This is a genomic window from Geomonas diazotrophica, from assembly GCF_019063885.1.
Classification (GTDB): Bacteria; Desulfobacterota; Desulfuromonadia; order Geobacterales; family Geobacteraceae; genus Geomonas; species Geomonas diazotrophica.
This window is the reverse complement of the sequence record NZ_CP077684.1, coordinates 2,451,527-2,465,688: the sequence shown is the minus strand read 5'-3', so window position 1 is coordinate 2,465,688 and position 14,162 is coordinate 2,451,527. Positions and strand designations below refer to the sequence as shown.

Sequence of the window (14,162 nt, the reverse complement as noted above, 5' to 3'; positions counted from 1 at the left end):
CACGCGGAGGTTAACTCGCGAATAATATAGAACCAAGGGGTAATTGTAAAGGGATTTCTAGGCGTAAACGGGAGTTAGGAGTGGGTGGGGGGGAAGGCGGGAGAGGGGGGGATTCCCTCTCCCGCGGTTCGATCAGGCGAGCTTGAACTGGCCGACCAGGCGCTGCAGGTCCTGGGAGAGGGCCGCGAGGTTGCTGGCGGCGTTGGCGCAGGTGTGCGCCCCCCGGGAGGTGTCCTGCACCACCTCGGTTATCTGCATGATGTTGTTGGTGATCTCGCCGGTGGTCGCGGTCTGCTCCTCGGCCGCCGTGGCGATCTGGTTCACCTGCTCGGTCACCTCGCTGATCTGCCTTAAGATCTCCTGCAGCGATTCGCCCGATTTGGCAGCCTCCCTGGTGCCGTTCTCCACCTCGCGCACACCTTCCTCCATGGCTCCCACGGCATCGCGGGTTTCGCTCTGGATAGACTTGATCATCTCGCCGATCTCGCGCGTGGCGCGTGTGGTGCGCTCTGCGAGTGCCCGCACCTCGTCGGCCACCACGGCGAAGCCGCGTCCCTGCTCGCCGGCCCGCGCCGCCTCGATGGCGGCGTTCAGCGCCAGTAGGTTGGTCTGGTCGGCGATGTCCTCGATGGTCCCGATGATGGCGCCGATCTGGTCGCTGCGCTCGCCGAGGCCCGCCACGGTGGCTGCCGAAGTTTTCACCTGGTCCGCAATTCTGCTCATCACCTGCACGGTCTGCTCGACGACCGCTCTGCCCGCCTGGGCGCGGCCGGTCGCCTGCTCGCCGCCGGAGGCGGCCCTGTGGCAGCTCTGGGCGATGTCCGCGGAGGTGGCCGCCATCTCTTCGCTGGCGGTTGCCACGGTACCGGTCTGGGAAGCGACCTCCTCTGCGCCGGTGGCGATCTGTTCAGAGGTGCTGTGCAGGTCGTTCGCCGCTGAGGCCACCTGCTGGCTGTTCGCCGCCACCTGGCTCAGGGTCTGGTTCAGCTTCTCCGCCATCTCGTTCACTTCGGCTGCCAGCATCCCCATCTCGTCGCGGGTCCTGATGCTCGAGCGTGCGGTGAGGTCGCCTGCCGCCACCTCGGCCAGGGTGTCGAAGACCATCTTGAGCGGCCTGCTGATGGAGTTGGCGATGAGCAGTCCCATGACCCCCATGAACAGTGCGGCCAGCGCGGAGAGTACGATCATGAAGACCTGGGAGGAGTGGTAGGCGGCGAGGTCCTGTTGGTAGAGCTCCCCGGCGCTTTTTAAATTGTCGGCCACCAGGTCGCTGATGGCGTCTGCCGGCTTCTTGTAGAGCGGCGCCACCGAGCTGGTCGCGAAGGCCACCGTTTCCTTGCGAGCTTCGGCGTTGCCCACGCTCTGCTGGGTCATCTGTTGCAGCTTGGCCCCTTGCACCAGGTACTCCTCGTACCCCTGCTTGAATGTGCCGATCAGGCGCTTTTCGTTTTGATCCAGGTCGTACTTCAGGAACTTGGCCTGGGTTTCAGCGATCTGCTTCTTCCGTTTTTCCAGGTCGTCTGCCTTGTCCTTGATGAGGGCCGGATCCTCGAGGAGCATCATGTAGACCAGGTCCAGCCTGATGGCCAGGAGGTCATTCTTCATGTCGTTCAGCATGCCGACGTGGATCACGGATGTGTTCATCGCCTCCTGGTCGTCCGACATGATGCGCATCTTGTGAAGGCTTGCCCCGGCGATGGCAATCAGCGTGACAACGGCGATCGCCACAAGGCACAGGCTCTTGGTCTTCACTTTGAGGTTCATCCAGAAATCCATAACATTTCCCCCTTAAGGCTGCCTAAAGTGGTTTTGGAGGCAGCGATATCCTCTTTATCGGTAGAAACCCTCCCAACTTGAGCATGAATTGGTAAACTCGTATAGAAGGCGAGGGTGATTGGAGCAGGACGTTGTAAGCTGATGCGCGTATGCTAAAGTTTCCAGTCGCCGGCAAAGACCACGCCTCAGTCATCCTTCTATAAAAGGAGCATCCCATGTCTCTTCACAGCGACGTGATCCCTTCATACAACCCTCCGGACTTCCGCCGCCCCAAGCTGGCGGCTGCGCCCGCGGCGAAGACCGCTCCCGCCCCCGCCGACGGTGTGCTCCCCGAGAACTACCATGCCACCTCGAACCACCCGGAATACGTGCACCTGGGGGGAGGGGAGTGGCTTATCGCGCCCGACAGCCGGATGGACTGCGTCATGGTGCTGCGCGGCAGGGAAATCGACGTGGTGGAGCCGCGCCGGGTGCGCCGGGGCGACCAGGTGGTGGTCGGGCGGACCGAGAACGGCGAGGAGGGGATCTATCTCCACATCGGCGGTTTCCTGAACCTGGCCGAGCCCTTCGCCGACAAGTTCTCCTTCAGAAGCCGCGGCACCAGGGAGACCCCCTTTTCCCGCTCATACGACGAGCTGTACCAGGTGCTGCGCCACGACCGTGACCACGGCTACATCGTCTGGGTGCTGGGACCGGCGGTGGCCTTCGACATGGACTGCCGAAACGCCATGCAGGGGCTCATCGAGGCGGGCTACTGCCACGCACTCCTGGCGGGCAACGCCCTGGCGACCCACGACCTGGAGGCGGCCCGTTTCCGCACCGGCCTGGGGCAGAACATCTACACCCAGGCGATCATGCCCTTGGGACACTACAACCACCTTGATATCATCAACGAGGCGCGTCAGGCCGGGGGGATCCCGCAGACCATTGAGAAGCTCGGACTCGACGACGGCATCATGTACGCCTGCACCAGGAAGAAGATACCCTTCGTGCTCGCCGGATCGATCCGCGACGACGGCCCGCTGCCGGAGGTGATCCCCGACGCCTACCAGGCCCAGGACGCGATGCGGGTGCACGCCAGGAAAGCCACCACGGTCCTGGCCATCGCGACCCAGCTGCACTCCATCGCCTTCGGCAACATGGTGCCGAGTTACCGGGTCGAGGCTGACGGACAGGTGCGTCCGGTCTACTTCTACGTGGTCGACATGGCGGAGTTCTCGGTGGACAAACTTGCCAATCGCGGGTCCGCACAGGCGGTGGGGCTTTTGACCAACGCGCAGGATTTCGTCGTCAACCTCTGGAACCACCTGAAGAAGCTCGGTTAGGAAAAGGCGCGGTCATGGAAAACTGCATAAGGATGATAGGAGTACCGGTCGACCTGGGGCAGGAACAGCGCGGCGTGGATCTGGGGCCCGGCGCCCTGCGTTACGCGGGGCTTTCGACGCGGCTGTCGGAACTTGGGTACATCGTGGAGGACATCGGCAACCTGCCGGTGCCGGTGCGGGACGTATTGGGAGCCGAACGGGAGCTGCGTTACCTCCCCTCCATCCGTCAGGTCTGCGAGACGGTCTACCTGGCCGGCCGCAGCGCCATCACCCAGGGGTTCATGCCTATCTTCATGGGGGGGGACCACTCCATGGCCGTCGGCTCCATCGGCGGGGTGACCGACGAACAGCCGGCGGCGGTGATCTGGGTGGACGCGCACGGCGATTTCAACACCCCCCAGAGCACCATCACCGGCAACATCCACGGCATGGCGCTGGCGGCGCTATTGGGGGAGGGGTTCCCGGAGCTGGTCAACGTGGGGCGCCCCGGGGCGAAGCTGCACGCCTCCGACATCATCCTGATCGGCCTGCGCGAACTGGATCCCCAGGAGAGACTGCGCCTGCGCGGCTCCGGCATCAAGGCCTACACCATGCGCGACATCGACGAGCGGGGGATGGCGGCCATCGCGCACGAGGCGCTGGGGCGGCTGGCCCATCGCACCCGGCTGCACGTGAGCCTCGATCTGGACGGGCTGGATCCGCTCGAGGTGCCGGGGGTGGGGACCACCGCGCCGGGGGGGATCACCTACCGAGAGGCGCAGCTGTTGATGGAGATCATCGCCGACACCGGTCTGTTGCGGTCGATGGATATCGTGGAGATCAACCCGATCCTGGACCACAGCAACCGGACCGCCAAGATCGCCGTGGAGCTGACCGCGTCCGCCTTCGGGGCGTCGATCCTGTAGGGGGACCGCCACCCGACAACGAAAAAAGCCTGTCCGGGTGCCGGACAGGCTTTTCTTTTTAAAGCGGGCGTGCCACCGGGGGGGGATGGTCAGCCGCCGAGGTTGTGGTGCTTCACCACCGTTAGTTCCTTGGCGATGAACGTTGGAGACGCTTCAGTAGCCGGGCACCACCACTTCGAGGTGACCGTCGTTGGGGCAAAAGATCAGCCCGTGCACGGGGACGTCCTTGGGGATGAGGGGGCTGTTGCGGATGACCCCGGTGACCCTCTCCACGTTCTCCTCAGGACAGCTGAAGGCGCCCACCCACTGACCCAGGTCCGGGTCCAGGCCCTCTATGGCTGCCGGGTCGATGCCGCGCTCCACCATCTTCGCCTTGAGCTGCTCCACGTCGACCGACCCCATGCCGCAGTCCTTGTGGCCGATCACGAAGATCTCTTCGACGCCGAGCAGGAAGACCGCGGCCACGAGGCTGCGGATCACGCCGCCGTTGGGATCGACCAGGGTGTTGCCCGCGTTCTTGATCACCTTGGCGTCGCCCCGTTTGATCCCCATGGCGGGTTCGAGGAAGTCGACCAGCCTGGTGTCCATGCAGGTGAAGATGGCAAGCTGCTTCTTTGGGTCCTTGGGGAGGGGAGGAAACGCCCCCGGTCGCACGAACCTTTTGTTGTGATTCAGGACTTTATCGAGAAGAGTCATTGTTTTCCTGCTTTCCTTGTCGTTAGTGCCAAAACGGCTTTTTAAGCCGAAACTCCGCCCAAGTCAAGGAAAAGCGGCCTCCGCCCGGTATACGGCGGAGGCCGACTCGTTTAGGCGTTTTGCACGTCCACCACGGCGATGGCTGCCATGTTGACCACGTCGTTCACGTCGTCGCCGCGCTGCAGCACGTGCACCGGCTTGTTCATCCCCATGAGGATGGGGCCGATGGCCTCGGCGCCGCCCAGCCGGCGCAAGAGCTTGTAGCAGATGTTGCCGGAGTTGAGGTCCGGGAAGATCAGCACGTTGGCCGGGGTCTTAAGCTTCGAGAAGGTGAAGCCGTCCAGAAGCTCGGGAACCACGGCGGTGTCGGCCTGCATCTCACCCTCGACGATCAGGTTGGGCGCACGTTCCTTGACCAGTTCCACGGCGCGCTTCACCTTTCTGGTGTGCGGGTGGTCCACCGAACCGAAGTTGGAGAAGGAGAGCATGGCGATCCTCGGCTCGATGCCGAGCATGGCGACCTTCTCCGCGGCGAGGATGGCGGTCTCGGCCAGCTCCTCCGCGGTCGGGTCGATGGTCACCGTGGTGTCCGCCAGGAAGTAGACCTCCTTCTTGAACACCATCATGTAGAGGCCGTGCACGCTGGAGAGCCCCGCCTGCTTGCCGAGCACCTGCAAGGCGGGACGGATGGTCTCCGGGTAGTGGGTGTCGATCCCGCCGAGGAGGGTGTCGGCATGTCCCTGCGCCACCATCATGGTGGAGAACTGCACGCGGGATTTCCTGCGCATGATGCGCTGGCACTCGGTGAGGGTGAGTCCTTTTCTCTGGCGTCTGCGGTAGAGCTCCTGGGCGTACTCCTCGGTATGCTCGGAGTCGGTGGGGTCGACGATGGGGACCTCCAGGTCGAGGTTCAGATCGTCCATCTTCTGCTGGATCTTCTTGCGGTCACCCACCAGGATCGGCTGGGCGATACCCTCCTCGACCAGGATCTGGGCCGCGCGCAGGATCTTCTCGTTGTCACCCTCGGGGAAGACGACCTTCTTCGGCTCGCTCTTCGCCTTGTTGATGATCATGCGCATGACCTCTTTGGAACGCCCCTGGGACGATTCGAGCTGCTCGATGTACTTCGCCATGTCCTCGATGGGCTGGCGTGCCACGCCGGTATCCATGGCGGCCTGGGCGATGGCCGGCGCCACGTGCAACAGGACGCGCGGGTCGAACGGCTTGGGGATGATGTAGTTCGGCCCGAAGGAGAACTTCTCGTTGCCGTAGGCCTTGGAGACCGAGTCGGGCACCTCCTCCTGGGCGAGCCGCGCCAGCGCATGCACCGCGGCAAGCTTCATCTCCTCGTTGATTGCGGTGGCCCGCACGTCCAGCGCGCCGCGGAAGATGAAGGGGAAGCCGAGCACGTTGTTCACCTGGTTAGGATAGTCGGAACGGCCGGTGGCGATGATCACGTCGCCGCGCACCGCGTGCGCCTCCTCCGGGGTGATCTCCGGGTCGGGGTTGGCCATGGCGAAGATGATCGGGTTGGGCGCCATGCTCCGGATCATCTCCGGCGTGAAGGCCCCCTTCGCGGAGAGGCCGAAGAGGACGTCGGCGCCTTTGGCTGCCTCTTCCAGGGTGCGGAAGGGGGTGTCGGCGGCGAAGAGCTCCTTGTAGGGGTTCATCCCCTCGACTCTCCCCTTGTAGATGACCCCCTTGGTGTCGCACATGATCATGTTGTTCGGCTTGACACCCAGGGCGATGGCGAGCTTAGCGCAGGAGTTGGCCGAGGCACCGGCGCCGTTCACCACGATCCTGATGTCCTCGATCTTCTTGCCGACGAGCTGCAGCGCGTTCAAAAGGGCGGCCGAGGAGATGATGGCGGTGCCGTGCTGGTCGTCGTGGAAGACCGGGATGTTCATGGTCTTTTTGAGCTCTTCCTCGATGTAGAAGCACTCGGGGGCCTTGATGTCCTCGAGGTTGATGCCGCCGAAGGTCGGCTCCAGGAGCTGGCAGGCCTTGATGATTTCGTCCGGGTTCTCGGTGTTGAGCTCGATGTCGAAGACGTCGATGTCGGCGAAGCGCTTGAAGAGGACCCCTTTCCCCTCCATGACCGGCTTGCCGGCCAGCGCCCCCAGGTTGCCAAGGCCAAGGACCGCGGTGCCGTTGGAAACGACGGCGACCAGGTTCCCCTTGGCGGTGTACTTGTAGGCGTCGTCCGGGTTCTGCTGGATGGCGAGGCAGGGCTCGGCGACCCCGGGAGAGTAGGCAAGCGACAGGTCTGCCGCGGTCTGGCACGGTTTGGTGGCGATGACTTCGATCTTTCCTTTCCTACCGCTGGAGTGGTAGTCCAGTGCCCCTAATTTCTTGCTCATTTAAGTTCTCCTTTGACCCATAGGATGAGCGGCTGCCCGCCATTGAATCCACTGCTCTTGGATTTACTTCGTTACGACCACCAGGACCTTAACCTCCTTGCCGTCGTGGCTCAGAAGACGGTGTCCCATGCTCGACTCGAAATAGAGGGAATCCCCTTCGTGCAGGGTGATTTTCTTGTCGTCCAGCAGGAAATCTGCGTTTCCCTTCATGACGTAGATGAACTCCTCGCCGTCATGGCTGTAGGTGTTGGCCTCAGGCGCCTTCTCGGTCAGGGTGACCATGAAAGCGTCCATCTTCTTGTTCTGCTTGTAGAAGGAAAGGGACTCGTAGAAGTATCCCTGCTTGGTCCCCTCCTTGGAGATGACCCGGGGCACGATGCGCCGCTCGTGCGCACGCACGACCTCGAACTTGCGGTCGTCCTCGTCCTCGCTGAAAAGCTGTGCCAGCTTGATGTCGAAGAACTTGGCGATCTTGGAGAGGGTTGCTATCGGGGGGGAAACGTTGTCGTTCTCGATCTGCGAGATCAGGGCCGGGGAGAAGCCGGTCTCGTTGGCCACCGCCTGCAGGGTAAGTTTCCGGGCCTGACGCAGTTTCTTCAGTCTTGACCCGATGTTGTACTCTGACATGACGCTGCTCCTCTGGTGAATAATCCACCGTTTTACTTCGGCTAAAATTATTCAGTTTTGGTAAAAAGTCAATTTAAATAGTGAATACAAGAAAAAATTAATCCTGACGGTAAGGTGCCGAGGTGACTGAAGGTAGCACGTTCTGCGGCCTCCAGGCAAGGGCGCTTTGGGGAGTGGGTAAATCCATTTACCCTGTTTTAAAATCGCGTTTACTGATATCGAACCGCCGGCCGGTAACAGTACGGTTTTCGATGCTGTCGGACGTGGTCGTGCGGTCGTAACTGCCACTTTGGAGCGGACTGTGCGGGTGATGATGCGCCGGGCGGGGGAAGGGGGGCGGGAGGGGAGAAGGGCGGGGCGAGGACGTGTGCCGAGGGTAAAACGGTAAGCTGCCGCAAGGCCCTCATACCCCCCTTCGGGCACCCTCTCCCGGGGGAGGGAGAGGGGTTGCGTAAGGCCGTCGTCAACCAGTAAACGGCGAGGGGGCACCCTCAGCAGATGCTTTTGTTCAGCTCGTCGAGAAGGGCCTTGAGGTCGACTTTATGCACGCTGGCGCCGTGCTCTAGTTGCTCGAAGTCGGCGATCTGGCAGTCGTAGCAGTCAAGGCCGTAACGTTCGAAGACGGGGAGGGTTTGCGGGTAACGCCTGAGGATTTCGCTGATGGTCATGTCCTTGCTGATCATACGGCCTCCTGTGACAGTCCTGCGGAATAAAAAAAGGCGCTGCTATGCGCAAACGCCTCTCATGCTATCAAACGTGATGTGCCACGCAACCGCCCATGTCAGCGTCCCGGCCTGAACTTCTCGTCCAGGGCGCTCTTCACCAGCGGCGGCACCAGCTTGTCCACCGGACCGTTCAGGTGGCTCACCTCCTTCACGATGGAGGAGGAGAGGTAGCTGTAGGGGACCGAGGTCATCATGAACAGCGTCTCCACCTCACGAGTGATGTTGCGGTTCATCTGGGCCAGCTGGAACTCGAACTCGAAGTCGGAAACCGCGCGCAAGCCGCGGATGACCACGGTGGCCTCGGCGCGTCGCACGTAGTCGACCAGGAGCCCGTCGAAGGTCTCGACCCGCGCCTGCGGTCGGTCCCTGAGGATCTCGGAGAGCATGTCGATCCGCTCCTGGACGGTGAACAGGGCGTTCTTCTCGGAGTTTCTGGCCACTGCCACGATGACGCCGTCGAAGATCTTGAGGGCACGGTCGATGATGTCCAGATGGCCGTAGGTTACGGGATCGAAGGAGCCGGGATAGACAGCCACTCTCAGGGGCACGGTTCACCTCTGTCTGAAATGGTCAGGAAGGAGAGGGCGGTGTCGCCGTAGACGCGGCGCTCGCTTTCAACCAGCCTGCCGAAACGCGTTGGTACATCCTCTTTGGCGGAGAACTCGGCGACCACGGTGCTGCCCGCGTCAATGAGCGGCGAGGTCGAGAGCAATTCGAGCAACCTTTGCGTGTGCCCCTCGGCGTAGGGAGGGTCGAGGAACACCAGGTGAAACGGGGGCTCGCCGCGGGAGAGCCACCGGATGGCAGCTGCGGCATCCTGCACCACGACCTTGCCCCGCTCCGCGAGCCTGGTCCCTTCCAGGTTCTTGCGGACCAGCTCCGCCGAGTCGCGGTGCGAATCGATGAAGAGCGCGCTTTCCGCGCCGCGGCTGAGCGCCTCGATGCCGAGGTTGCCGGTGCCGGCGAAGATGTCGAGGACCCGCATGCCGGAGAAATCTCCCAGGCGGCTGGTGAGGATGCTGAAGAGCGCCTCTTTGACACGGTCCGCGGTCGGGCGCACCCGCTGGTTTTTCGGGGCCAGCAGCTGGCGGCCGCGGGCGCTTCCCGCGATCACCCGCATGAGGACCATCTCCGGTTTAGGTACGTCATAAAGAGAACAACTCCATGGCTGCAACGGGTCTGTATCGCGTGGCAGCTTGTCGGGCGGCAAATGATGTATGACATTGCGCCGCAAGCAGCTCTATTAGCACGATGCATGGATAAGGTCAATCAAGTTTGCTGTTGACAGCGTCGGCGACCAGTATATAAATTACCTACTTTTAACTGACTGAGCAGGGGGGCGGATGAAAGAGGGTAATGCCTTGGAGCGAGGCGATCTGGCGGGCTACGCGGCCACCAGTTCCACATCCCGCGGACGCAAGCACCACGAGGAGTTCAGGGACAATCGTCCCGCCTTCGAAAGGGATCGCGACCGCATCATTCACTGCGCCGCGTTCAGGCGCCTGGAATACAAGACCCAGGTCTTCGTCAACCACGAAGGGGATTACTACCGCACCCGTCTCACCCACTCCCTGGAAGTCGCCCAGATAGGGAAGGGGATCGCGAGGAGGCTCGGTCTGAACGAAGAGCTGACCGAGGCACTGGCTCTTGCCCACGATCTCGGGCACACCCCCTTCGGGCATACCGGCGAGGAGGTGCTGAACCGTCTGATGGAGGGGTGCGGCGGCTTCGAGCACAACCTGCAGTCGCTCAGGGTGGTGGACGAGCTGGAGGAGCGCTACCCCGGCTTCAACGGGCTCAACCTCTCCTGGGAGGTGCGCGAAGGGATCGCCAAGCATTCCTCCCCCTACGATTCCCCCGCCCCCATCTTCGCCGAGTTCCTTCCGGGAACCGTCCCCACCGTCGAGGCCCAGCTCATCAACTTCGCCGACGAGATCGCCTACAACAACCACGACATCGACGACGGCCTGAAGTCCGGGTACGTGAACCTTGGCCAGTTGAAGAAGGTCGAGCTCTGGAACGAGGTGCACGAGGGGATCGTGGCGAGGTACCCCGACATCGACGTCGAGCGCGGTGTGTGCCAGACCGTGAGCGCGCTGATCGGCGTATTGATCAACGACCTGGTGCAGACCACCGCGGAGAACCTTGGCAAGCTGAAGATCGAGACCCAGGAGGACCTGAGAAGGGTGAACGTCCCGGTGGTCTCCTTCAGCCCCGCCATGACAGAGCGCAACGCGCAGCTCAAACGTTTCCTGTTCCAGAACCTGTACCGTCACTACAAGGTCGAGAGGATGCGGGTCAAGGCCGAGCGCTACCTGGCCGAGCTCTTCGAGGTCTACCTGAAGCATCCGACGCTGCTTCCCATGAAGCACCAGGTGAAGATGGAACGCGAAGGGCGCGAGCGGGTGATCTGCGACTACATCGCCGGCATGACCGACCGCTTCGCCCTGGACGAGTTCAAGCGCCTCTTCGAACCGTACGAGCGGGTCTAGCAGCAAGGTCGTTGTAGCGGTTCCGTAGACGATGTCGACGAACTCTCCGGCTTGATCCTGGGCCGAAAGGTGTGATAAATAGCCGCTCAGGGAAAACAATACTGTTGAGGTGATCGGGATGGCTTATCTTGAATGGAGTGATGCACTGAGCGTTAAGGTCAAGGAGATCGACGACCAGCATAAGAACCTTGTGGACATGCTGAATGCGCTGTACGACGCGCACATGGCACGGGTAGGGAAGGAGGCGCAGAAGGAAATCATCGCCTCGATGGTGACGTACGTGGCCAGCCACTTCCAGACCGAAGAGGCGTACATGCAGAAGTTCCAGTACCCCGAATTCGTGGCGCACAAAAGAGAGCACGAGGAGTTTGCCGCCAAGGCCCTTGACCTGAAGAACCGGGCCGACAACCAAGGACTCATCTTCACCGCCGAGATCCTGGAATTCCTGAAGCGCTGGCTGCAGGACCACATAATGGGGACGGACATGAAATACTCGGCCCTGTTCAACGCATCCGGCCTGCGCTAGGCCCTCCTGCAAAATAAAGCTACCGATAGATGATCCCCGCCAGTCCCTCTCCCTCCGGGAGAGGGTGCCCGGAGGGCGGGTGAGGGCTCTGCCGGCTGCAATGGTTGGTGCCCTGGGCAACTCCCTCACCCTGACCCTCTCCCAGGGGGAGAGGGGATGCGGCGTGTGTAACGGGCGATCGTAACCGGCCGGAAACGTAAAAAGCCTCCCTGAGTGTCGGGGAGGCTTTTTACATGATGGCGGCTGATCCGGTTATTTCCCCTTGGGAAGCTCCAGCTTCGGCTCCTTGGCCTGCTTGTAGAGCAGCAGGGTGCGTCCCAGCACCTGCGCCAGTTCCGCCTCGCAGGCGGTGCAGAGTTCTTCCGCCACGCTGTGGCGGTCCATGAGGCAGCTCTCCAGCACCTTCACCTTGATCAGTTCGTGGCTGGCCAGCGCCTCGATGGTCTCCTTCACCAGCGCCTCGCTGACGTCGCTCTTGCCTACCTGGATCACCGGCTTAAGGCTGTGCCCGAGCGCGCGGAGAAACCTTTTCTGCTTTCCTGTCAACATCACTTCTTCCTTTGTACTCATGCAGGCTTTCGGGCTGCCGCCTTGTGCCATCTGCAAAAAGTCTGTATTTTTTCCGAAAAACGGTGCGAGCTTTATAGCACTAAAGGCAGATAAAGATAAAGACAAAGATAAAGACAAAGGTGTGGGGTTCGCAGGGGCGCCGGAGCGTCTCTTGGGGTGTCGCCGCCGAAGTGAGAAGCGGTGTGAACGCGGCCCGGTATCATTGCTCAATCTTAATCTAAATCTTTGTCTGCCTCATCTCCTTTTCCTTGACTCTGGTAAGTCTCGATGCTACTTTGTCTCAAATTTATCGATGCCTTTTAAATTAGCCCCGTGAGGTTAGCAAAGGTGAAGCATAAAGCACTCTTTTACTATCTAAAAGGAAGAGCCTTTTCGCCCATCTGTGCGGAAAGGCTCTTTTTAATTACGCGCTCCGGGCGCGAAAACGTTAAACGACAGGCGCTTACGCCGATGACAGGGGGTTATTATGGCTGAAAACACTGTGATACTGGACGGCACCGGCGTTAAAAGGGCCCTCACCAGGATAGCCCACGAGGTGCTGGAGAAGAACAAAGGGGTCGAAGGACTCGTGCTGGTCGGCATCAGGACCGGCGGGGTGCACCTGGCCCAGGAACTCGGCGCCCGGCTGAGCGAGATCGAAGGGGTGGAGGTCCCGGTCGGGGCGGTGGACATCACCATGTACCGCGACGACATCAAGGGGCACCACGAGCACCTTCCGGTCGGCAAGACCGAGCTTCCCTTCTCCGTGGAAGGAAAGAAGGTGGTGCTGGTGGATGACGTCCTCTTCACCGGCCGCACCATCAGGGCCGCCATGGACGCCATCTTCGACCAGGGACGTCCCTCCTGCATCCAGCTTGCCGTGCTGGTGGACCGCGGGCACCGCGACCTTCCCATCCGTGCCGACTTCGTTGGGCGCAACGTGCCTACCAGCCGCAGCGAGAACATCATGGTCGCCTTTGACGCGGACAACAAGCCGACCGAGGTCATCCTGCAGAAGTAGGGGCGAATAATCATTCGCCCTCACACCTCCGCCCACATCCGCCCCTGCGGGGCACCTTCTCCCGGCGGGAGAAGGTGGATGTGAAGCCCTCGCCCTCCGGGAGAGGGGGGCCGAAGGCCGGGTGAGGGTAGATTTTTGAAGCACTTGCAATCTAGTCTGATCGTTTTCAACGCGCCACGTAACGGTGCGAGGCGCAAAACTAGTTTCTGGGGGGGGACCATGGGTTTCAGGCACAAAGACATCATCGCCCTGAAGGATCTGACCAAGCAGGAGATCGAACTGCTCCTCGACACGGCGGACAACCTAAGCGAGATCAACCAGCGGGACATCAAGAAGGTGCCGACTCTGCGCGGCAAGACGGTGATCAACCTTTTCTACGAGGCATCCACCAGGACCCGTACCTCCTTCGAGATCGCCGCGAAACGTTTATCCGCCGACGCCGTCAACATCACCGCGTCGACCAGCTCCGTGGTCAAAGGTGAGACCCTCTCCGATACCGCCGCCAACATCCTCGCCATGAAGCCGGACATCATCGTGATGCGCCATTCGGTTTCCGGCGCCCACGAGTACCTCGCCAAGAGGGTTTCCTGCTCCGTGATCAACGCAGGCGACGGCGCCCACGAGCATCCCTCCCAGGGGCTGCTGGACATGCTCACCATGCGCCAGAAGTTCGGCAAGCTGGCAGGCCTCAAGGTCGCCATCGTCGGCGACATTACCCATAGCCGCGTGGCCCGCTCCAACATCTACGGCCTCACCACCATGGGCGCGCAGGTCTTCCTGGCCGGTCCCCCGACCATGATGCCCCCCGGCATCGAGCGTCTGGGCAACGTGACCGTCTGCAAGGACATGCGCGAGGCGGTGGACCAGGCCGACGTGGTCATGATGCTCAGGATTCAGCTGGAGCGCCAGGGCAAGACCCTGCTCCCCAGCATGCGCGAATACTCCCGTTACTTCGGCCTCAACCCCGCCGTGCTCGCCCTGGCGAAGAAAGACGCCATCGTCATGCACCCCGGCCCGATCAACCGCGGCGTGGAGCTCGCCTCCTCGGTTGCCGACTGCGACCAGTCCGCGATTCTGAAGCAGGTGGAGAATGGCGTCGCGGTCAGGATGGCAATGCTGTACCACGTCTGCGGCGGAGAGCCGGTGGAATAGAGGCCGTT

The 14,162-nt window shown here is 61.8% G+C and carries 14 protein-coding genes; 6 read left to right on the top strand and 8 right to left on the bottom strand.

Going from position 1 to position 14,162, the window contains the following annotated elements:
- Window positions 1-132 precede the first annotated feature (132 nt).
- Entirely contained in the window at window positions 133-1,776 is a 1,644-nt protein-coding gene (locus KP003_RS10705; RefSeq protein ID WP_216499063.1) for a methyl-accepting chemotaxis protein, read from the bottom strand.
- Between the two features lie 215 nt (window positions 1,777-1,991).
- Between KP003_RS10705 and KP003_RS10700 the strand changes: the two genes are divergently transcribed.
- Together KP003_RS10700 and rocF are read left to right on the top strand one after the other, a co-directional pair.
- Window positions 1,992-3,101, top strand: coding sequence for a putative NPN-dependent ornithine cyclodeaminase (locus KP003_RS10700; protein WP_216499062.1), 1,110 nt, complete (start codon window positions 1,992-1,994; stop codon window positions 3,099-3,101).
- A 14-nt stretch (window positions 3,102-3,115) separates the two neighbouring features.
- Entirely contained in the window at window positions 3,116-4,006 is an 891-nt protein-coding gene (rocF, locus tag KP003_RS10695) for an arginase (protein WP_216499061.1), read from the top strand.
- 153 nt (window positions 4,007-4,159) lie between these two features.
- On the opposite strand, the gene KP003_RS10690 is transcribed toward rocF, so the two are convergent.
- The 6 genes from KP003_RS10690 to rsmD all read right to left on the bottom strand — a co-directional run bounded on the left by KP003_RS10690 (window position 4,160) and on the right by rsmD (window position 9,534).
- Window positions 4,160-4,702, bottom strand: a complete 543-nt coding sequence (locus tag KP003_RS10690; protein ID WP_216499060.1) for a beta-class carbonic anhydrase — start codon at window positions 4,700-4,702, stop codon at window positions 4,160-4,162.
- Between the two features lie 110 nt (window positions 4,703-4,812).
- Window positions 4,813-7,062, bottom strand: coding sequence for an NADP-dependent malic enzyme (locus KP003_RS10685; RefSeq protein WP_216499059.1), 2,250 nt, complete (start codon window positions 7,060-7,062; stop codon window positions 4,813-4,815).
- 63 nt (window positions 7,063-7,125) lie between these two features.
- Window positions 7,126-7,689: a helix-turn-helix domain-containing protein gene (locus KP003_RS10680; protein ID WP_216499058.1), complete on the bottom strand. Its 564-nt coding sequence runs from the start codon at window positions 7,687-7,689 to the stop codon at window positions 7,126-7,128.
- Between the two features lie 491 nt (window positions 7,690-8,180).
- A complete protein-coding gene (locus KP003_RS10675; RefSeq protein WP_216499057.1) occupies window positions 8,181-8,372 on the bottom strand; it encodes a DUF1858 domain-containing protein in 192 nt (63 codons plus the stop codon).
- A 98-nt stretch (window positions 8,373-8,470) separates the two neighbouring features.
- Window positions 8,471-8,962, bottom strand: a complete 492-nt coding sequence (coaD, locus tag KP003_RS10670) for a pantetheine-phosphate adenylyltransferase (RefSeq protein WP_216499056.1) — start codon at window positions 8,960-8,962, stop codon at window positions 8,471-8,473.
- Window positions 8,953-9,534, bottom strand: a complete 582-nt coding sequence (rsmD, locus tag KP003_RS10665) for a 16S rRNA (guanine(966)-N(2))-methyltransferase RsmD (RefSeq protein WP_216499055.1) — start codon at window positions 9,532-9,534, stop codon at window positions 8,953-8,955. Before rsmD ends, coaD begins: the two co-directional genes overlap by 10 nt.
- Before the next feature lie 223 nt (window positions 9,535-9,757).
- On the opposite strand from rsmD, the gene KP003_RS10660 reads away from it, so the two are divergent.
- Complete coding sequence (locus KP003_RS10660; protein WP_216499054.1) at window positions 9,758-10,906, top strand: deoxyguanosinetriphosphate triphosphohydrolase; 1,149 nt, start codon at window positions 9,758-9,760, stop codon at window positions 10,904-10,906.
- Window positions 10,907-11,024: 118 nt separating this feature from the next.
- Window positions 11,025-11,432: a bacteriohemerythrin gene (locus tag KP003_RS10655; RefSeq protein WP_216499053.1), complete on the top strand. Its 408-nt coding sequence runs from the start codon at window positions 11,025-11,027 to the stop codon at window positions 11,430-11,432.
- A 252-nt stretch (window positions 11,433-11,684) separates the two neighbouring features.
- Here the strand turns inward: KP003_RS10655 and yhbY are convergent, their stop codons facing one another.
- The gene (yhbY, locus tag KP003_RS10650; RefSeq protein WP_216499052.1) at window positions 11,685-11,981 is read right to left on the bottom strand and encodes a ribosome assembly RNA-binding protein YhbY; all 297 of its coding nucleotides are present in this window, start codon (window positions 11,979-11,981) and stop codon (window positions 11,685-11,687) included.
- A 487-nt stretch (window positions 11,982-12,468) separates the two neighbouring features.
- On the opposite strand from yhbY, the gene pyrR reads away from it, so the two are divergent.
- Together pyrR and KP003_RS10640 are read left to right on the top strand one after the other, a co-directional pair.
- Window positions 12,469-13,002, top strand: a complete 534-nt coding sequence (gene pyrR, locus KP003_RS10645; protein ID WP_216499051.1) for a bifunctional pyr operon transcriptional regulator/uracil phosphoribosyltransferase PyrR — start codon at window positions 12,469-12,471, stop codon at window positions 13,000-13,002.
- A 219-nt stretch (window positions 13,003-13,221) separates the two neighbouring features.
- The gene (locus tag KP003_RS10640; protein ID WP_216499050.1) at window positions 13,222-14,154 is read left to right on the top strand and encodes an aspartate carbamoyltransferase catalytic subunit; all 933 of its coding nucleotides are present in this window, start codon (window positions 13,222-13,224) and stop codon (window positions 14,152-14,154) included.
- Window positions 14,155-14,162 lie beyond the last annotated feature (8 nt).

Excerpts from the sequence above, each read along its gene's own strand:
- KP003_RS10705 (WP_216499063.1), bottom strand. The coding sequence starts at position 1,776 with ATGGATTTCTGGATGAACCTCAAAGTGAAGACCAAGAGCCTGTGCCTT.
- KP003_RS10700 (WP_216499062.1), top strand. The coding sequence starts at position 1,992 with ATGTCTCTTCACAGCGACGTGATCCCTTCATACAACCCTCCGGACTTC.
- rocF (WP_216499061.1), top strand. The coding sequence starts at position 3,116 with ATGGAAAACTGCATAAGGATGATAGGAGTACCGGTCGACCTGGGGCAG.
- KP003_RS10690 (WP_216499060.1), bottom strand. The coding sequence starts at position 4,702 with ATGACTCTTCTCGATAAAGTCCTGAATCACAACAAAAGGTTCGTGCGA.
- KP003_RS10685 (WP_216499059.1), bottom strand. The coding sequence starts at position 7,062 with ATGAGCAAGAAATTAGGGGCACTGGACTACCACTCCAGCGGTAGGAAA.
- KP003_RS10680 (WP_216499058.1), bottom strand. The coding sequence starts at position 7,689 with ATGTCAGAGTACAACATCGGGTCAAGACTGAAGAAACTGCGTCAGGCC.
- KP003_RS10675 (WP_216499057.1), bottom strand. The coding sequence starts at position 8,372 with ATGATCAGCAAGGACATGACCATCAGCGAAATCCTCAGGCGTTACCCG.
- rsmD (WP_216499055.1), bottom strand. The coding sequence starts at position 9,534 with ATGCGGGTGATCGCGGGAAGCGCCCGCGGCCGCCAGCTGCTGGCCCCG.
- KP003_RS10660 (WP_216499054.1), top strand. The coding sequence starts at position 9,758 with ATGAAAGAGGGTAATGCCTTGGAGCGAGGCGATCTGGCGGGCTACGCG.
- KP003_RS10655 (WP_216499053.1), top strand. The coding sequence starts at position 11,025 with ATGGCTTATCTTGAATGGAGTGATGCACTGAGCGTTAAGGTCAAGGAG.
- yhbY (WP_216499052.1), bottom strand. The coding sequence starts at position 11,981 with ATGTTGACAGGAAAGCAGAAAAGGTTTCTCCGCGCGCTCGGGCACAGC.
- pyrR (WP_216499051.1), top strand. The coding sequence starts at position 12,469 with ATGGCTGAAAACACTGTGATACTGGACGGCACCGGCGTTAAAAGGGCC.
- KP003_RS10640 (WP_216499050.1), top strand. The coding sequence starts at position 13,222 with ATGGGTTTCAGGCACAAAGACATCATCGCCCTGAAGGATCTGACCAAG.